Here is a 24,447-nt window from a genome sequence, read left to right on the forward strand (position 1 = left end):
AGCGCAAGAATACTTTTTAGAAACAGTCTTCTTAAAAACTATTATCTATGAATACAATTCTGTTTGTGTAAACGAAATAAGACTAGCTTATAACTTCTACATCAACTGCATTCAAACCTTTTTTTCCTCTCTCAATTTTGAAACTTACCTTATCATTTTCTTTGATTTGGTGAATTAATCCACTTTGGTGGACAAAAATGTCTTCATTTGAATCATTTGGTTTAATGAAACCGAATCCTTTGGAGGAATTAAAAAACTTTACAGTTCCTTCACTCATATTATACTAAATTTAAAAAATTACACATTATTAAAAACAAACCGGTGGAAGCTATTCGCGTTAAAATTGGAATCTTTATTCCATTTCCAGTGATTTTCCACCATTTATTAAATCATTTATGATGATTCCATATTTGAAACCAAATTATTCGTAAAATAGTTCAAATCTTGTTATCATTCAATTTTAGTTCACAAAAGTATATGCTTTTCCACTTTTTCCAGCACGACCTGTTCTGCCAATCCGGTGGATATAGCTATCGAGATTTTTAGGCTGTTGAAAATTGATTACATGCGATACATCCACAATATCCAAGCCTCTTGCGGCTACATCGGTAGCAACCAGGACCTGAATTTTTTGATTTTTGAAGGATTCAAGCGCTTTAATCCGGTAATTTTGGGATTTATTACCATGAATTTCATCTGCTTTAATTCCTGCATGACGAAGGTTGTGGCAAACTTTTTTCACCCATTGTTTTGTTTCTGCAAATACTAAAACTTTTTCAAAGGAGGTATCCCTTACCATTTTTAATAAGACTTCCATTTTAGTTTCTCCCTGTTTAATTTGGATAATCTCTTGTTCAATATGATCTCCACTGGCATTTCCAATATTTAATTTTACCTCCACTGGATTTCTTAACAAGCGATCTATTAATTGTCTTTGGCCTTTTTCTTCAGTTGCTGAGAATAAAATCGTTTGTTTGCGATTTTTCATGCCGCCAACCAATTTTTGAATATCATTTGAAAATCCCATATCCAATAATCTATCAAATTCATCCAAAACCAAAACTGAAAAACAAGATAGATCTAAAGACCGCTGTCTAACCATATCTGTAATCCGTCCTGGAGTCCCAATAATTAAATGGGTTGGTCGTTTTAATCGTTGAATATCTTTATCGACACTGGTGCCTCCAATAAGGCAGGTGCTAAATAATTTTAAACCGGTTGTTAAACTCCTGTATTCTTGCTCAATTTGCATTGCCAATTCACGAGTTGGAGAAATAATCAATACCTGAAAAGCAGGTTTTTGATCTAATAAGGCATGAACTATTGGAATTAAAAAGGCTGCTGTTTTACCGGTTCCGGTTTTGGCAAGTCCTAAAAAATCTCTTCCCGCCTGAATTGCTTCAATCGAACGGTCTTGAATCTCTGTAGGAAATTCATATCCTTTTTTCAAAAGATTTGTGATGATCGCTGCATCTACTGGCAGATCTTTAATTGTCCGGGTAGCTTCGTATTTACTTTCTTCTAAAGGAATGGCTTTCTTTATAAAATTACTTGAATCAAGTTCTTTCGGAAGCGGTTTTCTTTTTTTTGCAAATCGAGTGCTTTCAGAGGGTCTTGTAGAAAAATGTCTTTGACTGGTCTTACGTGGTCTACTAATGGTTTCCATTAATTAATTTATAGGTTAATTTGGATTAAAACGGTTTTAAACTATCTGATCAAATTAATCCGCCTTATTCCTTGATATTTATATTCAGCTTAAATTAGTGAGATTTAGGAAGGAAGTATCCTAGAAAGAGAAGTTTACTCATTTAGATATTCTTACTATACAGATCTATTTTAGCCTATTCAAAAGCAAAGATAGTCATTATCAGGGATTTATTACAATATTTTTATTACGAATGGAAACTCTAATAGGCCTAATGATAGCATTAACAATTAATTAGCGGAGAATGTTCAATTTTACGAAGGAGATGCATAGCATAAGCATGTAATTATTAAGCTCCTGAAGGCGTTTCAAATATTCGAAGAATATTATTCTGTTCCCTTAAGCATTGGCACAAATCTAAAATCACCAAATTGCTCTTTTTTCAACGTTTCATCCTCCAGTTTAGTAATCCGAATCATTTTTTGAAGGCTACCCACATTCAGTGGTATAACCAAAATACCCCCTACTTTTAATTGTTTAATTAATTCAGCGGGCACTTCAGGTGCTGCCGCAGTAATCAGGATTTTATCGAAAGGGGCAAATCTTGGCAAGCCTTTAAATCCATCCCCATAAAACGTCCTTATACTCGTATACCCAATGCTCTTTAGACGCTCCGCAGTTTGATTGTGTAAATGTTTGTGTCTTTCAATGGAATATACTTTAGCTCCCATTTCTGATAATACACAGGCTTGATATCCGGAGCCTAAGCCAATTTCCAAAACTTTCTCTCTAGCTTTTAAATGCAATAAGGAAGTTTGAAAAGCAACCGTATAGGGTTGAGAGATCGTTTGTTCGCAATCAATTGGAAAAGCAGTATCCTTATAAGCCCATTCCTCAAAGGCTTTATCCAAAAATAAATGTCTGGGGACGGCTTGGATCGCTCGCAACACAAATTCATCTTTAATTCCGCTTTTAACCAATTCTGCAACTAATTGTGCCCGGAGTCCTTTATGTCTATAACTATCTACCATTTTGATTCTCCCACAAATATATATAATATTTATTTAATATGTTTTTTTAATAAAACGCAAAAGAAATTCCCAATCTTTGCATTCCCAAATATATTCATGATGTATACAATTAAATTTGGAACTGACGGCTGGCGCGCCATACTTGCCAAAGACTACACCGTAGAAAATGTACGCAGAGTTGCTGCTGGAACTTCTCGTTGGCTACAATCAAAAAAATTAAAAAAAGTGGTCATTGGTTATGATTGCCGTTTTGGAGGTGCCATGTTCCAAGAGGAAATTGCTTCTTTACTTGCACAAGATGGAATTGAATGTTTAATAGGGAATCAGTTTGTGAGTACGCCAATGGTTTCCTATGGTGTTGTAAATCATAAAGCTGATTTAGGAATTGTTATTACGGCCAGTCACAATCCACCTTCTTATAATGGGTATAAATTAAAATCGGCCTACGGAGGTCCGACAATACCAAAAGAAATTGCAGCATTAGAAGCATTGATTCCAGCGATTGCACCGCTTCAAGAAACAAGTTATCAAGAACTTATTAATCTTGCTAAAATCCGTTTTGTAGATCTTGAAGCAGAATATATTCAACATATCAAAAATAATTTTGAACTTGAAAAAATAAATTCCAGTTCTTTAATTGCTTATGATGCAATGTACGGAGCAGGTCAGAACGCAATGACAAAATTGTTTCCGGAAATAAAATTTTTTCATTGTGAATACAATCCAGGTTTTAATAATACACCACCAGAACCGATTGCAAAAAATCTTATTGAAATCAGTCAGTTTATTAAAACGAATCCAGGCAAATACATTGGTATTGCCACAGATGGAGATGCTGATCGCCTAGCTATGTTTGACGATCATGGTAATTTAATTGACTCCCATCATATCCTTTTGTTACTATTGCATTACCTGGCTGGTTATAAAAAATATACGGGTAAAGTAGTGGTCAGTTTTTCAGTTACTAATAAATTAAAAAACCTGGCAGACTATTATGGATTAGAATGCATTGTAACAAAAATAGGATTTAAATATATCGCCGAATACATGATTACTGAAGATGTGCTGGTAGCCGGTGAAGAGTCGGGTGGGCTAGCAATCAAAGGGCATATTCCAGAACGCGATGGGATCTGGATTGCTTTAACGATTCTTCAGTTTATGGGAGAAACTGGCAAGTCGATAAACCAGCTAATAGAAGAAATTTACAATCTTGTAGGATCCTTTTCTTATGATCGCCTGGATTTACATTTAACAGAACATCAAATTGAGCTTGTAAAAATTAAATTACAATCTGAAATTCAAACCTGGGGAACTTATAAAACTCAACTATCTGAATCCTTAGATGGATATAAATATTACTTTGAAAATGATGCCTGGCTTTTGATTCGAACTTCCGGAACTGAACCGGTTCTAAGAATATATGCCCAAGGGAATACCGCTGATGAAGTTTTAGAAATCCTTAATTCTGCCCGAACTGTATTACATGTCTAATCATTGCTTGATGTGGGATATTATCTTCTAAGTATTCTGCCCCTATGATTTCAAAATAAAAAGATTCGTAAAAAGGAATCAAATAGCATTGAGCAGAAATTTTAATATTATATCCAGGAAAAAGCAATTCACTTTGACGAATACTTTCAGCCATAATCATTCGGCCGACACCCATTAGACGATAATCAGGGTGCGAAACGACTCTACCTATGGAAGCATAACCATCATAGGAAACACCAGGTGGAACCAGCCGCGTACAACCAATCAAAATATTATTATCATATGCCATTACATGAAAGCACTCTAAATCCTTTCCATCCAAATCCTGATATGGGCAGTTTTGTTCTAAAACAAAGACTTCGATACGCAATTGTAATAAGGAATACAACTCCAGCGTATCAAGATCTTTAAAATGCTTAATTAAATAATTCATTGGTCGATTAAGCAAATATAATTCAGCTTCACGAATATTCCGTATTCCTTTTAAGTTTGACCCCTAAGTAAATCTGTTTGGAAACCTTCAAGTTTTCCAAAATCTGGGATTGTTTGTAAATAAACTGTTTTAAAAATTGAATTGATTTTATTCATAAAAAAAATATTTACAGATTAAATGTAAATTAAAATCTTCAATTATAAAGTTTATTTAAAGATTCAATGTAAGTTTTCCAACAAACGAACGCTATTCATAAGATCTAAATTCTACATATTATGATTCCAAATTTAGAATGCATAATGTATAGTAAAATCCATCCAAATGAACCGTTGCCAATAGATAAAACGAGCAAATATTAGCATTGGATTATAAAAAATAATCATCAAATGAAATACAAAATACCGTAATCTGTAAAAACATTAAACTATAAAAAAATGTCCCCCATTTTCATGGGAGACATCAAGGGCTTATTTTCACTCTAATAACACTAATCCCTTAAAATACAAACTACAAACTATTAAGAAAATTTTTGTTCACCATGTGCTTTGAAGTTATTCTGCACCATCCACTTTTGCAATATTCAATACAAAATTTGCAACCGCTTTACCTTGCACCAATCCTGCTTCGCAGTCAAATCGATAATGGATGCCAGCAATAATTCTGGATTCAGATGCTTCCTTTGCGTAGGAATTAAATAATGCTGCATCTGAAGGGTATAAATGGTTAAGTATTTCCGCAGCAGCAGATGAAAAGCTGGAGTGGCCTGATGTATAACTTGGAAAATTAGGAGTCCCTAATATTGTTTTCAAACCAGGAATTCCTTCAATTGGTCTTGGATAATGATAAAAATATTTTGCATCCCAACATGCAACGCCTGCATCCATAATAGCCATATTTAAATATGCTAAGGTCCTTGCACTGCGCACTGGATTCACTTTATTTTTTATAATTTGATCACATGCAAATCGATTCCAATGGCCCGGAGGTGTATACGTTCCTAATCCATCTGCCCACCAGTTTGCAATTTTTCTTTGATCTTCTGAAATGTTTTCTGAGATATCCTTCAACTCATTGGCTGCTGTAATGAATTCCGGGGAACCAGGTTTTGGTGGCACTGGAGGCCGAATTGTCTTTACATCAGGTACAGCCCATGTTTTTACTTTTCCAAAATAGGGTGTAATTCCTACTGGCCGTGGTGGTGTTTCCTGATTTGTCCAGGACCATCCAAAAGTATTAAATGCGAGTTGTTTTAAAGAATCGGAAATGGGTCTTGGTGTTTGTGCTGCTCCCATTCCATCTGTTTTTGCTCTGGCAAGTGCAACTTTAGCAATTTCCTCTCCTAATAATTTACCTGCATCAATATCACTTTGAACATTTGCTCCTGCCCAAAGAAAACTGTTTCTGCATTCATCTCCTTTTTTAGATAAATAATCTTTTTCTAAAGGAAATAAAGCGGTTAACATTGCTTGAGAAACCGAAGCTATTGCTGCACCGTCAGAAGGATAAGATGGCAGATTTGATTTAGGAAATAACTGTGCTATACTTGCATCCGTAGTGACTGGTTCCGCACGATTAAATTTATATTTATAATGCCAGGTTGAAATCAAAGCATCAAATTGTGCTACCGCAAGATATGCAAACGCTCTACATGAATAAGGTGGATGTGCAAATGGAAAAAATGGATACTTGTCTGGTGTGGCTGCATTTGGTGCAGGATATGAATTATCTGCATTTGGAGCTGGTGCTAAATTATATTTTGCAGCCAATTCTCTTGCGATTTCATTCCACCGAATAACTGGATTATTGGTCCAGTATTCTACACTTTCTTTTTGAGCTGCACTTACAGCAGCAGTTGCTGATTTTAAGCTTGCTAATTCTGCTTTATATAGATCAGATGTAACATCATTTGGTGTAGCAATTGGAATTTGTTCATTACTTGTCAATAAAATAGGCTTCCAATCTCCCGCTTTATCGTCTGAATTTGCCCATGCATAGGGATTATATGAAACATACGTTGGAATATCTTCATCACATGCAGTGATAAATACCAAACAAATTATAAATAGATAGCTTAGTGAATGTATTGTTTTCATTGTTGTGAGTTATTAGATTTTGAAATACTAAATTGATATGTAATGCCGACTAAAAAGCCTGAATTCTTACCTACATTTCTGCCTTCAAGAGTTTGAGAATAGTTTACAAGAACGCCTAGTCCGTTAATTGCTTTGGTATAATATTGTGCTCCAAATTGAATGGAACTCGCTTCCATTTTATTGGAAATAAATCCTGCGTCTTGTCTTCGAATATCGTGTCCTTTTAATGTATTAAATTGTTCATAAGAACCTTCAACTTTAAGACTTTTATCAAAAAACCAACAACCTAAAGTCCCGGTTAAATGCGTAGCATTTGGAACATCCACTTCATTGGAATAATACCCTTCAGATGTGTAATAATAGTTTCTTTCAATAGTTGAAGTTCCACGCAATAAATACGCAGTTGTTAGCCTGGCATAAATACCTAAATCAAACAAATATTGGAGCGCAAGACGACCTTGACCTTCTGCACAACCTAAACCCAAATTAAAAGGTGCATAATCGGGTAAATAATTGGACATAGGAGTCGTAAATCCTAAGACAACATGGGTCGTAAATGCACCCGGTCCAAGCTGCTTTTTTATGGCTTCCACTTTTGCCCATAATCCAAGATCTTGAATTCCTGAAGCCCCTTTCATTTGACCTCCGGAAGGTTCCGTTGTAATATATGGCAAGCTTGCAATTAAATTAATTCGATTTGTAATTCCTGCAGCTACCATAAGTCCATAACTATTGCGAGTTAAGGTGCCAAAATTTCCATTTTTTCGCAGAAGGGTTCCTTCCCAGTATTCATCAAATTTATCCTGACCAAAGGTTGCAGCGATACAAATACGCTTACCTTCCATCATAATAGCATCGGATGGTGTTTGTGCTTTTAGTATTGGAATTGCAGTAATGAATATTCCAAAAAGTAAATAAATATGCGAGATCTTAAAATAATAGTTTCGTAAATAGTTCATATAAATATATTTAAAAATAAATTAGGATTCGTACAAACCATCAATTCCTCTTTCGAGTATTGAAAGATTTTCTAAATTAAAGTTAAAACAGGGCTCAAAACTATAATGAGGGTCTAGCGATCTTAAAATTATTTTACGAATGGACTCATTTTCTTGATGAAATCCTGTTTTAAATTTATAAAAGCCCTGATTTCAAAGATCAAAATTGGTCAGTGTTGTTCGTCGTTGTGGAAATAAAATAAGCAATATTAAAAAATAATATAGTTACATTTTTATATATATCAAACAGAAATTGAGATCTTAACCACGAAAATTGCATTGCAAATTTTGGACTTGATTCGCATTAGAAAAGGAGATAAATTCAAGGTATTTAATCATATCCTCCATTCATAAAACGCAGTTAGGAAATTAAACAATCCAAATTATCTCAAGTATCCATTCAAGATTTTTGGAATAAAATCCAATAGTTACAAGATACGTAACCCTAAAGATTATCTATTTAGAATTCCAAAAATGGTTAAATTCTAAGTGATCCGGATTGGATTATTCATTATGAAAAGAAAAAAAAATGCATCTATAAAAGATGCATTTAAGTCTACTGTCTTACAAATACAAAAATTTATCAAACGAATCTAAATTGTTAGCATACAGTTCTTGGGCTACCTGAAAATAATTTACTCAAGCATTTTTGGTTTCACTAATGTAAAAACTCTGCTAATGTTAAATCCAAAATGAATTTGACCTTTTTCCCAGGTGTCTTTAGTTTCGCCAAGAAAGCCTTTATAGATCATCGCCGTAGCATTTGTAAAATGCAACTGGAATACATGGCCCCCTGTTTCAATATCAAAACCAATAGATAATGGATCAACGAATTCCTTTGCTAATTGATTTTTTGGATTATAAAAGTATTCTATATTTATGGATGTTCTTTTAGAAATTTTTTGTCGCAATCCAATTCCTAAACTATAAACATCATTCTTTTCAATATTTGTACCCACTAAATTTCTGTGCAATAAGGTAGGCATCAACTGAATAGATAATCCATCGGAAAATTTTCTAGCCAATAAGATTTGAAATGAATAATACAATCTGCTGGAAAAGTAATTCGGCCGCGTTTCATCAGCAAATTTGGTTGTTTTAATCTCGATAGCACCAAATAGGGAAACCGACAAGGGCATTGCATTTTTTCCACTGCGCTGACGCAATACCTTGTACTTCAAAAAACCATCCACTGCTTTGTCTAGAGAAGATCTTCCAATACCTGTCATTAAACGATTTGTAAGCCCATAATCAGCCCCAATTCGAATGGTCGCACCATCCAATCCAAAAAACTCAGACACGCCTCTGTCAAGACTTGAAAACCGATGCTGAATTTTAATATCCAAAACTCCTTTTGCTGAATTTTCAATACTCTGACTGTTGATAATTCGAGTGGATTTAAAGGTTGCTGCTGTCAGGAAACTTGGGGTTTCTTCACCCAGTAGTTCTAATAAGTCTTCCTGTCCAAATATTGGAAATGTAAAAATTCCAATTTGCAATAGAATAGCAAAACATATGGACAGAATTCGGAACATGCTATTTATTTAATAAATTATAATCTATCTTCACAGAAACATCTATATCATTTGAAATACTATTTTTTACAACAGATGGTATTTCAATATTAAAATCACTGCATTTTACTTTGAATTTTGATTCCACATGAACCCCTTTAGCATCTACCGTAATTTGACCCATCGCTGTTACCGGCTTTGTTACACCATGCATGGTCATATCTCCTTCAACAGTAACTTTTGATACCCCTGGTTTTGTCAAATCCAATTTGTCAGCATCCAGTACTTTTCCTTTAAAAATAGTTTTTGGATACTTAGTTGACTCCATATAATTTTCATTAAAATGTTCTTGCATTAATGCTTTCTCAAAAACGAATGCATTGTTGAGTGCGGCAAATTCTACCTTTCCGGTACTTTTATCAAAAACGGTTGAAGCAGTTGTATTCAAAGCTTCTATTTTTTCAACTTTAGACTCTGAATGAAAACGCACAATAGCATTTTTTGAAAAATACTTCTGACTATTTCCCGAAGCGATAACAAACACACTGAATAAAACCACATAAATCCTTTTCATAATATTATTTTTATTTTTAAATTTTTCTAAAATCATCTATTAAAATTGCCTATAGTACATCCAAATTAATTCAAACACACCACTTGATTTAATATGATATCCATTAATTTTCCTGAACAAACTCCCTGGACCTTTACATTATCTCCCATTTTATATTTATCCTTAATTTTTTCAATAAACCGCCCATCCATTTCGCATTGAATGGTACTTAATTCATTGCCTGTTGCTATAGACCATATCAATCTGTTCTCAATCATTTGAACTTCTGTTATTGCGCCTTCCAGTTCAATCACTTTATTTAAATATTTATTTAGTGCCGCGACTTCATCTTGTTCAAACTCAGCCATCCAGGTTGATGGTTCAAGGACAAAATCAGCTTTTGCTTCCTTCAAGTTTGCAAATGGCTTATTATATTGTCTATAACCGTAATAAGCTGCACCTAAGGCAACCAGGAATAAAACTATAAAAATCTTTTTCTTCATAAAATCAATTATTTAATGTGCCTTGGTTTATCCAGGCTTCAAGGATTTTAATTTCACAATTCGGGATTTTTTCTCCACCTAATGGCATTGCAGTAAAACCAGATTCATGATTAATTGAACCTAAAAACCGATTTAAGGCAATAAAGTTTAAAAAATCAGTATATCCTTCAAATTCATAAATTGAAACTGTATTATTATTTCCATGACAATTGTAACATCTTGATTGCAAAATTGGGCTGACATCCAAATTATAACTTACTTCCATTGTATCACAGGCCGGAGGATTAGGATATAGTGTTTCTTCTGAGTCATAAAAACATGAATTCAAACTTAAGATGAAAACAAATAGGAATAAAAATTGATATCTCATCTTCTTAATTATTTAAACCTCCCTGTTGTATCCAGGCTTCTATTTTCTGAATAGAACAAACATCTAATTTTTTACCTCCTTTGGGCATCGAAACACATCCAACATTCCAATTAATTGAACAAACTAATTTTCCATTGTTAGCAATGCTTTTAACTTCAGTATAGCTTGTTAATGACAAATTACCCAGTGGCGCAGTCCCAGAATGACATACTTTACAATTTGTATTAATAATTGGAAGCACCTCTTTGGAATAACTTATTGCAATAAGATTGCAATTACCAGATAACTTGCAACTATCATTTTTTGCACCTTGTAATATCCAATTGTATATAAGATTTTGTTGTTCAATACTTAATGCATTCATTGGAGGTGGGGGCATTCTCTTCTTCGGATCCTGAGAACTGATAAGTTTGTAAATATCACCAGAGCTTGGATTATTTGCTCTGATATCACCGGTTCTTAAGATATTTTGATACGTGTCTAAAATTAATCCTTCCTCATGTTTAATTGGGTCATGACATCCACTTAAAGCACAACTGGATTGAAAAATAGGAAGCACTTGATTTTGAAAATAGATGATATTCGTATCACAAGCATTTTGATTCGTTGAATCCATGGTCATTGTATCTAATGGATCCTTACTAATGAAGATAGGATCATGGACACATCCGCCAAGAAATAAGCCAAAAAAGCTAAATCCTACTAAAATCCCTATGAAAATTGTAAATAACCTCATGCATTATTAAAACACCAATTTTACTCCATGGATTGCAATGCGTATCATAATTAAAGCTTAAAACATAAATTTAAAGGACAGAACCGGAAAATCGGCCTCTGGAAAATTAGCTCCTAATCGAATCCTGGTATTTCGCCGCCAAGCCAACGCTTAAAAAGCGAAGCTTTTTCAGTACTTACCAAAACTTCTTCGTCAATTGGGGGCTTTAGATTTATTTTAATTCTGGATTTTGAATAAACCTGCATTTCATCAATTGCTTTAAGATGTACAATCAGCTTCCTGTTTAATCTAAAAAATAAATCTTGCGGTAAAATCTCTTCTATGCGATTCAGTGATTGGTCTATAGGGTATTTTTTACCATTCCAGGTGAAAATTAAACTCATCTTATGGTCTGAATAGAAATAAGCCACTTCATCTATAGTAACTATCTTTAACGATCTCCCGATTTTGACCAAAAAGCGCAATGGAAAATCCTCATTTTTTGAGATTTTCTCTGTTGTCTCAAAGGTTTTTAATAACAAATCATCTATTCGCTCCAAAATGCTTTCTAATTCATTTATTTTTATAGGCTTTAGTAAGTAATCAAAAGCTTTTACTTTGATCGCTTTTAAGGCATATTGATCATATGCTGTGGTAAAAATGATCACGCCCTCAATTTTAAATCGTTCAAAAAGCTCAAAACTTAATCCATCTCCTAACTGAATATCGAAAAATAATACATCCGTTGCATGGCTAATATGATTTTCAAAAAATTGATCTGCTTCCAATAAACTTCCCAGTTCTGCTAAAATCTCAAGCTCTGGCCGAAGCTCTTTTAACATCCTGATCAATCTACTAGATGCTAATTTCTCATCTTCTAAAATAATTACCTTCATAGCATTAAAAAATTATTGGGATGGTTACACTAAATAAACTGTCTTTTTCCTCCACTAAAATTGCCTGGTCTGTCAATAATTTATATCGAAACCGGATACTATCCAGACCAAATCCTGTGGAGGGATTGGAATGCCTTTTTTTATTTATTGAATTTGTAAATACAATTTGATTCTTTGCTACAAGAATACTAATTTTCAAAGGATGCAATTTCGAAAGTTCATTATGCTTTAATGCATTCTCCAATAAAAGTTGCAAAGTCATAGGAACTAGCTTCCCAGACTTTATAGATACATTCAAGTCCAATTCTAAATGCTCTGGATACCTTAACTTTAGCAACTCATAATAATTTTTCAAATTACTTAATTCCTCATCCAAAGAAATCACTGATAAATCTCTATATTTTAAAATGTTTCTAAAGTAATCAGAAAGCTTCTCTGTAAAAGCAATTGCTTTTGTACTATCTTCCTCTATTAATGAAATAACAGAATTAAAACTATTAAAAAGAAAATGCGGATTGACCTGACTTTTTAACAGCTCAAATTCTAATTCAGATGTTTTTCTCTTAAGTGTATCTTCTTTTGTTCTTGCAATTTCTCGCCTCCTAAGTAAATAAAAAAAAGAAAATATTATACCAGCAACAACAAAAAATACAAACCACCCTTGTTTCCAATATGGGGCCTGAATTTCGAAACTAAAACAAAGTTGATTTGCTGTATTAAATTGATTATTGATACTAGACTGTACTATAAAAGTATATCGACCATGCAATAATTTTGAATAGGATGCTTTCCCCTCCTTTGACAAAATCCAATCGCTATCATATCCATCTAATTTATATCGATACTCAATATGATCAGATGCCAGAAAATGGACAGCGTTAAACTCAAAATAAAATTGGTTCTGCGAATAAGAAAATGTGGTATCCAAACCGATTTGAATCACTTGATCAAATTGTTGTATTTTGCTAAATGAATTTACCGGATCTTTCAATGAAGCCATCGTTGCTGGATGAAATCGTATAATTTTATCTTTGCAACCGATCCAACAAATTCCATTATTATCAATAAATGAAGCATTTAATGACGGTTGTATTTCGGACAGACCATACTCTTCATCTAAACTTATGTTAAAACCAGTTTTAGTGTTAAAAAGAACTAAATATCCATTTCCAGCAGCCAATAAAATGGAATCATTCAGTTTTGAAATACACTCATAATCATAATATTTGAATTGATGCTTTAACCAGGAAATTTTTTGTGTTCTAAGATCCATTTGACCAAGCCCCTTATTCATGGCATTAAAATAGAGGAAACCGGGCATTTGGTAATCCAAACTAAAAATACTGGATAAACTGTCGATCCATTTATTTGATTTAAAATAAGTATCCGAATCTTTCAAAGTAAGCACACCATGGCCATCTGTTCCTATCCAGATTGTGCTCTTCTCATCTGGAACCAATTGATAAATAAAATTTGTTGGTAATAAATTACTCGCATTATAAATAATAAAATTTGGATCTTCCGCAATCTTCATGGGCCTTCGGTTTGATAACCTTACAATTCCACCCAAAGTAGAAATCCAAATATACTTAGGGTCTCCAATAATTTGCAAAATATGATTATTTGGCAGCCCTTCTGTTTGCTTGAACCTGGTACTCTTTGATGTCCTGTGATTATAATAATGAATGCCGCCGCCATAAGTACCAATCCAAAAATTATCACTCATTCGATCTGAAAAAATAGAGGTAATATTCTCATTCGAAAATAATTCCTGTTTAATCCTTCCCTGTACCGGATCTAAAACATATAAACCCTTTGTGGTTCCTGCAAGTAAATCATTTGTAGTTATAGATCGGGCTATACATTGTATCGTTTTTCCCGGCAACATAAATTGAGTTATTGGAAAAAATATTGAAATCAATCCTTTTGATTTATGTAAAATCCAAACATTGTTAAATTCATCAGAAACTGTAGAAACAATTTCATCTAAACCTACTTCATCCTTTAAAATTGAATATTTTTCATCTGATATTATTTGAAAATAAATAATATTCTCGGTAAGAATTATTTTCTGTTGGGTAGAAATTTCAAAATGTGAAATTAATTCCTTGTTCCAGGTTTTCCACACGGCTTCGCTGGTATTCATATCTGGATTCCATAAATAAATACCTGCTGATAAACTATTCAAATAAATTAAATTATCCTTTACTTTTACATTTTGAATAATATCATTTTCCTTCAAACCAGGAACTTCAATTTTTGTACAATTTTTTGATTCATTATGAAAATTTAAAGCTTGTAGCCCTTCATCAGTGGCTACTAAAATACCGACTTTTGGGTGATACGCCATATCATTTACGTGAAGGCTTTTAAGGCCATCTTCGATTCCAAAATTGTACACATGCTGGTGATTGTAAACATAGACGCCTTCACCTTTTGTAGCAATCCAAAGTTGATTCATAGAATCCACCTTTAATGCAGAGATTTCAGTTTTAATTTGTCCTTCCTGTGGTTTCCAAGATTGTAAAATTGTATTTTCAATAAAATAGATTGCACCATTTTGACACCCAATCCAAAGAATCCCTTTCCGATCCTGAACGAATACTTTGACTTGTTGATTTGTAACTTGTTCAGAGCCTAAAATTAATTTTTCATTTTGTCCGTTAAACAAGATAATTCCTTCAGATGTTGCGATATAAATAAGTCCATTTTCACTTATAAAGAAACTTTGAAATTTGGCTCTGGCAGTTGTTGACTGCAAAGGATGTCTGTTTATAAATGGTTTTATACCATCTTGTCCAATTATTGTCGTTAAGACAATAAAGTTAAAACAAATAAATAAAATTGCTTTATGGTATGAAAACACCTTCCACATGTACTTTTATTTGGTCGGATAATTTTTGATGAACAATTCTAGGAATATTAATCCTAAAGTCTTCAAGACTGATTGAAAATTTACTGACAAATGTTAAAATTCCATTTTTCCTTGATAATTGAATTTGAATAATCCGTTCTTTTGTTACTCCATGAATTTCTAAATTTCCTTTTGCGCGAATTGTTTCATCATTTGTTTTATGAATGTCTATAGACTCTATAATCCGACCATAAAACTTAGCCTTGGGGTATGTACTACTTTCCATATAGTTCTCATTAAAATGCTCTTTTTGCAATGGACTATTAAAACCATCAAAAGTGTTTATATCAACAATAAAAGCAAATGTTAAATCATTTGGCTTTAAGAGGCCTTCTAAGCTTTGTGAAGTGGCTTTAATTTGTTCCTGAGGAGCAATACTTATAAATGAAATAGCGCCTTTCATTTTTTGGTTTTGCCCAAATAAACTAAGGTTTATAAAAACAACGAAAAAAAAGACAGGGCATCTCATTATAAATAAATTTCTGAACCCAAAACAGAATAATCTGTAAAATTCATCATTTGATTTCAATTTGGTTAACAAAATATGACTAAACCAAATTCAAGGTAGATGACACCGTAAATTTAATAATTAAAGAATATACTTGAAACTATTACTTGTAAGATTCAATGACTGCAGCAATTCCTTGTCCACCCCCTACACAAGCAGTGACTATGCCAAACTTTTGATTTCTATTTTGTAATTCATGGAATGCAGAAATTGTTAATCTTGCACCACTGCAACCAAGTGGATGACCCAAAGCAATTGCACCGCCATTTACATTCACCAGATCTGGATTCAAATGAGCCTCCTTTATTACAGCCAAAGACTGGGCTGCAAAAGCTTCATTTAATTCAATAATAGAAATATCTTCTAATTTTCTACCAGCTTGAGACAATGCTTTTGGAATTGCAGCGCACGGACCAATCCCCATATAGAGAGGTTCAACGCCCGCAACACAACAGGATACAATTCTACCTATTGGAGTCAGTCCTAATGTTTTCATGAGTTGCTCACTCATAACCATAGTAAAAGCAGCACCATCACTAGTTTGTGATGAATTTCCTGCAGTTACTGTACCATTTAATGCAAAGGCAGATTTTAAAAGTCCTAAAGAATTCAGACTCGTATCTCTTCGGATACCATCATCCTCGAAAATTTCATAAGTCAATTCTTTTCTTAGGCCATTTTCTATTTTTATTTCTTTGATTGGAACACTACTAATTTGTTCAGAAAAGAAACCACGATCTTGAGCAGCTGCGGCTAATTGGTGAGATCGAAATGCAAATTCATCCTGTTGTTCTCTCCCAATATTGTATTTTTTAGCAACGGCTTCAGCAGTAAAACCCATGCCTATAACATAATCCGGATTTAAATTTGCAACATCATAATTCGGTGCTAATTTATAACCTTCCATAGGAATCATGCTCATATTTTCTACTCCACCAGCTATAAAACAAGATCCCATGCCAGCTCTAATTTTAGCAGTGGCGATGGCAATCGTTTCCAATCCAGATGCACAATAACGATTTACCGTCATGCCAGCGGTTCCTTTTCCGATCGCCCTGAGAGAAATTTGTCTGCCAATTTGCAATCCTTGTTCTCCCTCTGGATTTGCACATCCAACAATAACATCATCAATTAATGTTGGGTCTAAACCTGGCAGTTTATTCATTAATCCATGAATAATTGCGATTGCCAAATCATCGGAACGGGTAAATCGAAACCCTCCTTTCTTAGCTTTTGTAACAGCACTCCTGTTCATTGCAACAATAAAAGCCTCCTGCATATATTCGTATTTCTAATGAGAACAAAAAATTCATGCATTTGATTTCATTTTCAGGAATGGTTTTAATTCCTCTCCAAAATATTCCAGTGCATTATAAACCGGTAAAGGGATACCACCTCCTAAAGCACATAAAGATCCTCGTTTCATCGTATCCAGTAAATCTTTTAATAGTTCAATATCTATTTTATAACTACTGTCATTTTGAGCTTTTTGTAACATTTCTTTGCCTCGTGTAGATCCAATTCTGCATGGGAAACATTTTCCGCAACTTTCATGCGCAGTAAATGCAAATAAATGTTCTAAATATTCAATCATTGGAAAATTGTCGGGTACTGAAACAATAGAAGCATGTCCAAGCATAAATCCATTGGAAGCAAAAGATTCAAAATCAACCGTTAATTCCTCAATTTTATGAATTGGCACCAATCCGCCAAGTGGCCCTCCAATATGTAATGCTTTTACTTTGGAATGGAAACCACCGCCTAATTGATACACTACATCATGAAGTGGTGTACCCATATCGACTTCATAAATACCGGGTTTATTGAAAAAGCTATCTAAAGACATCAATTTAGTGCCTGTAGATTTCTGTGTACCTATGGATGCATAGCTTGTACCTCCATCTTTTAAAATGAAATACAAATTAGCCAGCGTTTCCACATTATTTACAACCGTTGGTTTTCTAAAAAGACCTTCTTGTACAGGGAAAGGTGGCCTTACCCGCACTTCTGCTCGCTGCCCTTCTATTGAAGATAATAATGCAGTTTCTTCTCCACAGATATAAGCACCTTGTGCTTTAATTACTTTAAATTCAAAATTAAAATCTGTATTAAAGATCGATTCTCCTGTAAATCCTAATCTTCGAAATTCTTCTAAAGCTTCTTGTATTCGCTCAACGGATTCAGGATATTCCGCCCGTATATAAATCACCCCTCGGTCTGCTCCAGTAACAAATCCTGCAATCAACATGCCTATCAATAATAAAAATGGCTGATGTTCCATAATATAGCGATCTGAATAGGAACCTGGATCTCCTTCGTCTGCATTACAAACAATAAATTTTCTTGGACCCGGAGCATTACTGCAGGCTTCAAGTTTTATTGAAATTGGAAACCCTGCTCCACCACGGCCTCTTAATCCAGATAACTTGATTTCAGATAATATTTTTTCCTTAGGTTTCTGAAAAGCAAGTTCTACCCTATTTCTAGCTTCATTGAGGTCAAATTCTAAATTTGTAAGGATACAATGGCCGCGATGTTTTACTATATATTTATCTCGAAATTTGGTTCCGGTTTTCTTTATTTGTTCCAGCTCTTGAATTGCACTACCTGAATAATTTGAACCCTGGAAATGAAATGCAGCATTTTCATGACACCTTCCAAGACAACACATTTCACCGATTTCAATTTCTTCAAACTGTTTACCAATTTTTGATTTTAATTCCTTTTGAGTTCCAGCAGTTAGACAAGCTGATCCATTACAAACATAAATTTTCTTTCCTTCATTTTCATTTCGTGTAAAATCATAAAAGCTAGCAGCTCCAAAAATTGTGGAAGTGCCCATTAGATAAGTTTCTGCAATCTGCGATATAGTTTCATTCGATAAAAAGCCTTCCTTTGCATTTTCATTACCAACATGCTCGAAAAGGTTTTCAAAAAGACCTTTTCTACCAGATAAATGACTTAAATTTTTAGACATATGATTTTAAACTTATGAATCGAAGAGTGAAAATAATGCTTTTGAACAAATAGTTTACAATATGATTTAAATATCTATTTATTAACATTTTATATATAAGTTAATAATTTATATATTCAAAGCTAGGAATTTTCAAACAAAAAGCGTGTAGCTTACTTAAGGAATTTAATTTTAAAACCTTCAAAACAAACGATCATGGACTTAATGTCGATTTTAATTAATTCGATTGCAGGAGCTGCTGGCGGCTGGTTAACAAATATGCTAAAACAAAATGGCTTAGATGCTGTCGGCAATTTAATTGCCGGCGCTGCAGGTGGGAATATTCTACCTATTATCACCACAGCACTTGGTCTATTTGCAAATACCTCCAGTGCAGATGGAGGAGGTATAAATATTATTGGAATTATTGTATCCCTTTTAGGAGGTGGTGCAGGTTCATTAATTGGTGGCCTTTTCAAAAAGGCTGCTTAAAATTTAATATTGATAATGAAAAACCGCTTCAGACATTACTTTGACGCGGTTTTTTATTTAAATTCTTATGTAAACAAATCCATTATTAAATCCTAAAATAAGTTTTTAATAATGTAAAAAATAAAATATCATATTCAAGAAATATCCTTTCAATGCATCTATTTATATAAAGGAAAGGAGGTTATAAATAACTCAACGTTTGTTTAGTAAAATAATTTAACACCATTAAATCCTAAATTAATTTTTATAAGTATAAATATCTAAGGTTGGAAATTGCCACTTTATAGCTTGCTTAGCGAGTCCATTGAATCGTTACAATTCCAAAATAATTAGATGCTTAAAATTTAAAAATTCTATTCATTACGAATGATGATAGGATGACAAAGAAACTCAAGTTTAAGTGAACATTGGGTTTGATTTTCCAATTTAATAAAAAAACCACCCCCAAATAAATCATTCATGCATCTTATCTGGAGATGGTTTTTAATTTTGTTTTCGAAATCTTATAGGCTACTCATAAAATTGTATAAATTTAAATTGTAAGCTGACTGCATCCTGCTGATTTGTTTAAACCAGATCAAACAGCTAAGGGAATTTGGTTTTCGAAATAATCAATATCAAGGAGCTGCAATCCTTTTACCTTCTTAAAGCTGGCTCCAGACTTTTCTAAAACCTTATCTTTTGTTAAAAGACAATCATATGAGTATATAAACTTTTATCAATTTCTATTTGTGCATGTTGGATTTGGCATAGTCCACCATTCCCTGAAAATCTACTAAAACTACCGGTTCATTACCAACTACCCATGCATCATGACCCTTTGGCAAAAGAGAGACATCACCAGGTTTACAAATAAATTCTGTACCATCATCCATTATTACCTTTAAAGTACCGGAAACATGATATTGATAATGTGGTATTTCACAACTTTCTGTCTTTGCAATATCTTTTACAGATGTTGACCATCTCCATCCAGGCTGAAATATGGCTCTTCCAATCATAGCACCGCCAATTTGAACTAGCTCCACTTTCCCTTTTGGAAACTCTCGAACTTCAGAAGGTTTGTTAAAGCTCACTTTTTCTGCCTTCTCTGGCAAAATAAAATCATGTTTGTGGGCAATGATACTTGCAGTAATGCAAATGATAGCCAAAGATGCAATTAAAACGATTTTCTTTTTCATAATACTTTTTTAAAAATGAATGAATTAAATTAATAGAACAAAAGTATTATGCGTCAAAGATCAATTCCTTGTAGATATTTCGGTAAGATTTGTAGATTTCAGAGTTTTTGACGCAAAGCCAGAGGACTTAAGCCGGTTTGTTGTTTAACAAAATGACTAAAGTGAGCCTGATCTTCAAAATGTAAATCAAAAGCAATTTCAGACATGCTTTTATCCGTAGATCCTAATTGAACTTTAGATTCCAAAAGAATCATATCATTAATTAGTTTTCTTGGTGTTTTTCCGAACGTTTTTTTGACTACTTCACATAAATATTTTGGCGTAATGTTAAGTTTGGAAGCATATTGATTCACTTCCCGGATTTCAAAAAAATGTTTCTCCACTAAATGCTTAAACTGATTGGCAATCCTGGATGTACGACTTGCATGCTCCTGTATGTATTTAATATGCGGTCTGTAAATTTCACGAATTCGCAATAACAGGATTTGAATAAAATTCCTAAGAATATAATCTTTCTCGTACGAAAACTTATGGTATTCTGCTATGATATTCTGAAAAGACTCTTGAATCATGCGACTTTCATCATCATTTAAGTTTATTATATGTTCTGATTCAAAATGGAAGAACGGAAAATCCTCCGTCAAAACTCCGGATAACATGGGCTGAATAAATTCTGTTTTGAAATGAATACAATACCCTTTGCAATCCCGTATGTGTTTAGAAGCATAGACCATATTTTCTGGTACAATGACCAGATCATTGGGTTTCAGCCAACGGTAGTCAGCACCAAGTAAAACATCGTGTTCACCGGATGTTAGTAAATATATAAGATTGAATTGCCTTCTTAAAGCCCGGATTCCTTTAATCGGATCTACATCTTTGTGTTTGTCTTCTAGCGTACCCGGCATCACCATCAAATTGATGTCATAAGGACCGAAATCCTTATTCACCAGCTTTTCAAAAGCAGCCAGATCTTTTACTATCAAGACTTCTTTCTTTGACATGATTCAAAAATAATAAGTAAATCTAAGAATTTAAAATTAAACAATGAAAATTCAATTGTAAAAATATACAAAGAAGATATAAAAATTTCTAAACATCAGCAAACGTAAATCTAATACGGATGATTTAATTCAAAATAAATGAAAAACAGATATATGAAGGAAAATCATGGAGTTGATAATTGTGATTGAAACAAGAAAAACAATAGAATTCCTGAAAATGCAATAATAAAACTAGCAATCAATTGTTGAACCAGCTAAATATTTTGTTCATACTTCTTTGGGTGACTTATTATCCTTTTTTTATAAACTCAACCCAGTGCTTTGCTTTTTTTCCGGTAAAATGTTCAATTTGGTGCCGGCAGCTAAACCCAGAAGCGATAAGTTGTGTATCTCCTGGAGCATTTTCAATAGCAGGAATTAAAGCGCTGCGTGCAATCGTTTCAGAAATTTCATAATGCTTTTTCTCATAGCCAAAAGATCCAGCCATTCCACAACATCCAGAATCAATTTCTGAAAATGAAACGTCAGCATTATTTGAAAAAAGTGAATGCACAGATTTTGTGGTAAATATCGCTTTTTGATGACAATGTCCATGCAGTAAATAATTACCTGCTGCAAATTGTAGTTTTGCATTTATTGGATGATTGTCTACTTCTTTTATTAAAAAATCCTCTAACAAAAAGATCTGATCTGAAAATTTGGTCCACCGATCATCCACTAATAAATCAGGAATATCATCTTTTAATGCGGTGGCACAAGATGGCTCACAAACTACCATTGGAATTTTATTTTGCAAATAGACTTCCAATTTTTTAAAAGTTTGTTCCCCTTTAAATTTAGCCTGATCCAATAATCCATGAGAAATAGCGGGTCTTTGACAACAACCTTCCGTAAATACAATTACCTCATAACCTAATGATTCCAATAAATTTTTTGCCGAAATGCCAATATTAGGTTCATGATATTTGATATAGGTATCTGCAAATAAAACAATTTGATGTTCCTTTATTTTTTGTTTGATGTTTGATTTAGGATTGAATTTTTGCCTTGCATATGCTGGTAAAATTCTTCTTCGATCTAGTCCGCTGATGTGTTCAAAACAATACCTGAATAATTTATTTCTAAGCATTGAATTTACAATTGGTGCTAGCATCCCGGTACTGAAGCTTGCTAAATAATCTTGTGAAAGTAATAACCGATCGGCTATATTTAATCCAATCTTCTTCTGTTGAAAGTACAATACTTCAGATTTCAATTTAGACATATCTACGTTGCTTGGGCATTCAGATTTGCAGGCTTTACAAGACAAACATAAATCTAATACATCGTGAAGGATTGAACTTTCTAAACCATAATCATCTAATTGACCACTCATTGCTAAGCGCAAAATATTTGCACGGCCTCGAGTAGTATCTTTCTCTTCCTTTGTTGCCCGGTAACTCGGGCACATGGTACCCCCTGTATGTTTTCGGCATTCTCCAACACCGTTACAGAGATGCACTGCATCATGAAACCCACCTTCTTCCCGATAATGAAACATCGATTTAAAGTTCTGATCTGTGTAATTCGGACCATATCGAAGATTGGAATCAACGGCTGGTGCATCTACAATTTTACCCGGATTCAATAAATGATTTGGATCAAAAATGACCTTCACTTTTTTAAACGCCTGATATAAAATAGTTCCAAAAAATTCTTCATTATAAGGACTTCTCGCTAATCCATCTCCATGTTCACCACTCCAGGATCCTTTGTATTTCTTGACAATTTGCAAAACCTCAGAAGCTATATTTTTCATCCGTTCAATATCCTTTTCATCTCTAAGGTCTAACAAAGGTTTAACATGCAATAGTCCAACGCTTGCATGTGCATACGCTACTACAGGTGTTTCATGAATTCGGCAAATTTCAAAAACTTCGCGAATATAATTAGAGAGATGTTCCAATGGAACTGCTGCATCTTCAATAAATGCAATTGGTTTACGACGTCCTTTTACCCCCATTAAAAGTCCAAGTCCTTTTTTGCGTAAAGTAAAAACTTCTTCCATCGCCTGTCTTTCTGAAATTACAGGCCAGGCGTAGGCTATTTTTTGTTGTTGTAATGAATCGGATAATAAAGTTGCATTTGCTATTGCTTCTTCTTTTGTTTCACCATAAAATTCTACAATTAAAACTCCGCCAGGATCTCCTTGAATAAAATGACAATAATGTTTGGTTTCCAAATTTTCACGACTGCGATGAATCAACATTTGATCAAGTAATTCTACTGCAGCAGGTTTGAATTTTACAATTTCAGAAACATGAGATATGGATTCAAAAAAATCTTGAAAATGAACAATGCAAAGACATTGATGCTTGGGTGTAGGTTCAAGATTAATTTTTGCCGCAAGTATTAAGGCAAGTGTACATTCGCTACCTGTGATCAAATCACAAAGATTCCATTGGTCTCCTAAAAATTCATCCAGATTATAACCACCAACCCGGCGCATTACTTTGGGAAAGCGATTTTCAATTTCATTTCTGTTTTCTTGTATAATTTTGAAAAGGCCCCGATAAATATCCCCCTCCAGATTTTGAAGTTCGAGTTTTTCTATAAGTTCTGATCCGGAAAGATTTTTACAATGAAACACCGTTCCATTTGCTAATGCAATTTTTAATTCAATGACATGATCTAATGTTTTGCCATATAAGATACTTCGAGTTCCACTACTATTATTAGCAATCATTCCACCAATCGTAGCTCGTGAAGTCGTCGCTGGATCGGGCGCAAAATGAAGGCGATGGGAAGCAATTTTTTGGTTCAATACATCTCTTACGATTCCAGGTTCAACCCAAGCCCACTTTTCACCTGGATTAAATTCTAAGATGCTATCCATATATTTTGTAAAATCAATTACTATTGCTTTGGCAACTGTTTGTCCGACGAGGCTAGTCCCTCCCCCCCGAGCTATCACTGGAATTTTATGATTATAAGCCCATTCTAATAGGAGCAAAACATCTGCTTCCACTTTTGGAAGTGCTACAGCAAGCGGTATAATCTGATAATTACTAGCATCTGTAGCATAAATACCAAGCTGCAGAGCATCTGTATGCAGTTCGCCTTTGATCTTCGACTTTAATTCCAACAGACTTTGATCAATTTTCATTTATC

The 24,447-nt window shown here is 33.7% G+C and carries 21 protein-coding genes; 2 read left to right on the plus strand and 19 right to left on the minus strand.

Annotated elements, in window-relative coordinates; all coding sequences use genetic code 11:
* Positions 1-82: 82 nt before the first annotated feature.
* From IPO86_14945 to IPO86_14955, 3 genes are all read right to left on the minus strand, one after another.
* A complete protein-coding gene (locus IPO86_14945) occupies positions 83-277 on the minus strand; it encodes a cold shock domain-containing protein (GenBank protein ID MBK9729404.1) in 195 nt (64 codons plus the stop codon).
* Positions 278-460: 183 nt separating this feature from the next.
* On the minus strand, positions 461-1,666 hold the full coding sequence (locus tag IPO86_14950) for a DEAD/DEAH box helicase (protein ID MBK9729405.1): 1,206 nt from the start codon (positions 1,664-1,666) through the stop codon (positions 461-463).
* 365 nt (positions 1,667-2,031) lie between these two features.
* Positions 2,032-2,676, minus strand: a complete 645-nt coding sequence (locus IPO86_14955; GenBank protein ID MBK9729406.1) for a protein-L-isoaspartate(D-aspartate) O-methyltransferase — start codon at positions 2,674-2,676, stop codon at positions 2,032-2,034.
* Positions 2,677-2,775: 99 nt separating this feature from the next.
* Here IPO86_14955 and IPO86_14960 point away from each other — a divergent pair, with 99 nt between their 5' ends.
* Positions 2,776-4,167 (plus strand): phosphoglucomutase/phosphomannomutase family protein, encoded by a 1,392-nt coding sequence (locus IPO86_14960; protein ID MBK9729407.1) that lies wholly within the window; start codon positions 2,776-2,778, stop codon positions 4,165-4,167.
* Here the strand turns inward: IPO86_14960 and IPO86_14965 are convergent.
* The 13 genes from IPO86_14965 to IPO86_15025 form a co-directional block, all read right to left on the minus strand.
* Positions 4,136-4,600 carry a GNAT family N-acetyltransferase gene (locus IPO86_14965; protein ID MBK9729408.1) on the minus strand — a complete coding sequence of 155 codons (465 nt, stop codon included), beginning with the start codon at positions 4,598-4,600 and terminating at the stop codon, positions 4,136-4,138. The genes IPO86_14960 and IPO86_14965 overlap by 32 nt on opposite strands.
* Positions 4,601-5,151: 551 nt before the next feature.
* On the minus strand, positions 5,152-6,693 hold the full coding sequence (locus IPO86_14970; protein ID MBK9729409.1) for a phosphatase PAP2 family protein: 1,542 nt from the start codon (positions 6,691-6,693) through the stop codon (positions 5,152-5,154).
* Entirely contained in the window at positions 6,690-7,652 is a 963-nt protein-coding gene (locus IPO86_14975) for a transporter (protein MBK9729410.1), read from the minus strand. The genes IPO86_14970 and IPO86_14975 overlap by 4 nt, the downstream gene beginning before the upstream one ends.
* Positions 7,653-8,326: 674 nt before the next feature.
* On the minus strand, positions 8,327-9,208 hold the full coding sequence (locus IPO86_14980; GenBank protein MBK9729411.1) for a hypothetical protein: 882 nt from the start codon (positions 9,206-9,208) through the stop codon (positions 8,327-8,329).
* Positions 9,209-9,227: 19 nt separating this feature from the next.
* Positions 9,228-9,779 carry a YceI family protein gene (locus IPO86_14985; protein MBK9729412.1) on the minus strand — a complete coding sequence of 184 codons (552 nt, stop codon included), beginning with the start codon at positions 9,777-9,779 and terminating at the stop codon, positions 9,228-9,230.
* Positions 9,780-9,844: 65 nt separating this feature from the next.
* Positions 9,845-10,261, minus strand: coding sequence for a hypothetical protein (locus IPO86_14990; protein ID MBK9729413.1), 417 nt, complete (start codon positions 10,259-10,261; stop codon positions 9,845-9,847).
* Between the two features lie 4 nt (positions 10,262-10,265).
* Positions 10,266-10,631 (minus strand): hypothetical protein, encoded by a 366-nt coding sequence (locus IPO86_14995; protein ID MBK9729414.1) that lies wholly within the window; start codon positions 10,629-10,631, stop codon positions 10,266-10,268.
* A gap of 4 nt (positions 10,632-10,635) precedes the next feature.
* Positions 10,636-11,367, minus strand: a complete 732-nt coding sequence (locus IPO86_15000; GenBank protein ID MBK9729415.1) for a hypothetical protein — start codon at positions 11,365-11,367, stop codon at positions 10,636-10,638.
* Between the two features lie 113 nt (positions 11,368-11,480).
* On the minus strand, positions 11,481-12,242 hold the full coding sequence (locus IPO86_15005; GenBank protein MBK9729416.1) for a response regulator transcription factor: 762 nt from the start codon (positions 12,240-12,242) through the stop codon (positions 11,481-11,483).
* A gap of 4 nt (positions 12,243-12,246) precedes the next feature.
* A complete protein-coding gene (locus IPO86_15010; GenBank protein ID MBK9729417.1) occupies positions 12,247-15,117 on the minus strand; it encodes a histidine kinase in 2,871 nt (956 codons plus the stop codon).
* Complete coding sequence (locus tag IPO86_15015) at positions 15,092-15,625, minus strand: YceI family protein (GenBank protein MBK9729418.1); 534 nt, start codon at positions 15,623-15,625, stop codon at positions 15,092-15,094. Before IPO86_15015 ends, IPO86_15010 begins: the two co-directional genes overlap by 26 nt.
* A gap of 142 nt (positions 15,626-15,767) precedes the next feature.
* The gene (locus IPO86_15020) at positions 15,768-16,943 is read right to left on the minus strand and encodes a thiolase family protein (protein MBK9729419.1); all 1,176 of its coding nucleotides are present in this window, start codon (positions 16,941-16,943) and stop codon (positions 15,768-15,770) included.
* A 30-nt stretch (positions 16,944-16,973) separates the two neighbouring features.
* Complete coding sequence (locus IPO86_15025) at positions 16,974-18,641, minus strand: NAD(P)H-dependent oxidoreductase subunit E (GenBank protein ID MBK9729420.1); 1,668 nt, start codon at positions 18,639-18,641, stop codon at positions 16,974-16,976.
* 195 nt (positions 18,642-18,836) lie between these two features.
* Between IPO86_15025 and IPO86_15030 the strand changes: the two genes are divergently transcribed.
* Positions 18,837-19,112: a hypothetical protein gene (locus IPO86_15030; protein MBK9729421.1), complete on the plus strand. Its 276-nt coding sequence runs from the start codon at positions 18,837-18,839 to the stop codon at positions 19,110-19,112.
* A gap of 725 nt (positions 19,113-19,837) precedes the next feature.
* On the opposite strand, the gene IPO86_15035 is transcribed toward IPO86_15030, so the two are convergent.
* From IPO86_15035 to IPO86_15045, 3 genes are all read right to left on the minus strand, one after another.
* Positions 19,838-20,209: a cupin domain-containing protein gene (locus tag IPO86_15035; GenBank protein MBK9729422.1), complete on the minus strand. Its 372-nt coding sequence runs from the start codon at positions 20,207-20,209 to the stop codon at positions 19,838-19,840.
* 182 nt (positions 20,210-20,391) lie between these two features.
* Positions 20,392-21,297 carry an AraC family transcriptional regulator gene (locus IPO86_15040; GenBank protein ID MBK9729423.1) on the minus strand — a complete coding sequence of 302 codons (906 nt, stop codon included), beginning with the start codon at positions 21,295-21,297 and terminating at the stop codon, positions 20,392-20,394.
* A 289-nt stretch (positions 21,298-21,586) separates the two neighbouring features.
* The gene (locus tag IPO86_15045; GenBank protein ID MBK9729424.1) at positions 21,587-24,442 is read right to left on the minus strand and encodes an FAD-binding protein; all 2,856 of its coding nucleotides are present in this window, start codon (positions 24,440-24,442) and stop codon (positions 21,587-21,589) included.
* Between the last annotated feature and the right edge of the window lie 5 nt (positions 24,443-24,447).

Source organism: Saprospiraceae bacterium (assembly GCA_016717265.1).
Lineage (GTDB): Bacteria > Bacteroidota > Bacteroidia > Chitinophagales > Saprospiraceae > Vicinibacter.

Coding starts and splice junctions, on each gene's coding strand:
- IPO86_15025 (MBK9729420.1), bottom strand. CDS start 18,641: ATGTCTAAAAATTTAAGTCATTTATCTGGTAGAAAAGGTCTTTTTGAA.
- IPO86_14990 (MBK9729413.1), bottom strand. CDS start 10,261: ATGAAGAAAAAGATTTTTATAGTTTTATTCCTGGTTGCCTTAGGTGCA.
- IPO86_15015 (MBK9729418.1), bottom strand. CDS start 15,625: ATGAGATGCCCTGTCTTTTTTTTCGTTGTTTTTATAAACCTTAGTTTA.
- IPO86_15040 (MBK9729423.1), bottom strand. CDS start 21,297: ATGTCAAAGAAAGAAGTCTTGATAGTAAAAGATCTGGCTGCTTTTGAA.
- IPO86_14945 (MBK9729404.1), bottom strand. CDS start 277: ATGAGTGAAGGAACTGTAAAGTTTTTTAATTCCTCCAAAGGATTCGGT.
- IPO86_15030 (MBK9729421.1), top strand. CDS start 18,837: ATGGACTTAATGTCGATTTTAATTAATTCGATTGCAGGAGCTGCTGGC.
- IPO86_14965 (MBK9729408.1), bottom strand. CDS start 4,600: ATGAATTATTTAATTAAGCATTTTAAAGATCTTGATACGCTGGAGTTG.
- IPO86_15010 (MBK9729417.1), bottom strand. CDS start 15,117: ATGTGGAAGGTGTTTTCATACCATAAAGCAATTTTATTTATTTGTTTT.
- IPO86_15000 (MBK9729415.1), bottom strand. CDS start 11,367: ATGAGGTTATTTACAATTTTCATAGGGATTTTAGTAGGATTTAGCTTT.
- IPO86_15045 (MBK9729424.1), bottom strand. CDS start 24,442: ATGAAAATTGATCAAAGTCTGTTGGAATTAAAGTCGAAGATCAAAGGC.
- IPO86_15020 (MBK9729419.1), bottom strand. CDS start 16,943: ATGCAGGAGGCTTTTATTGTTGCAATGAACAGGAGTGCTGTTACAAAA.
- IPO86_14995 (MBK9729414.1), bottom strand. CDS start 10,631: ATGAGATATCAATTTTTATTCCTATTTGTTTTCATCTTAAGTTTGAAT.
- IPO86_15005 (MBK9729416.1), bottom strand. CDS start 12,242: ATGAAGGTAATTATTTTAGAAGATGAGAAATTAGCATCTAGTAGATTG.
- IPO86_14960 (MBK9729407.1), top strand. CDS start 2,776: ATGTATACAATTAAATTTGGAACTGACGGCTGGCGCGCCATACTTGCC.
- IPO86_14955 (MBK9729406.1), bottom strand. CDS start 2,676: ATGGTAGATAGTTATAGACATAAAGGACTCCGGGCACAATTAGTTGCA.
- IPO86_14950 (MBK9729405.1), bottom strand. CDS start 1,666: ATGGAAACCATTAGTAGACCACGTAAGACCAGTCAAAGACATTTTTCT.
- IPO86_14975 (MBK9729410.1), bottom strand. CDS start 7,652: ATGAACTATTTACGAAACTATTATTTTAAGATCTCGCATATTTATTTA.
- IPO86_14970 (MBK9729409.1), bottom strand. CDS start 6,693: ATGAAAACAATACATTCACTAAGCTATCTATTTATAATTTGTTTGGTA.
- IPO86_14985 (MBK9729412.1), bottom strand. CDS start 9,779: ATGAAAAGGATTTATGTGGTTTTATTCAGTGTGTTTGTTATCGCTTCG.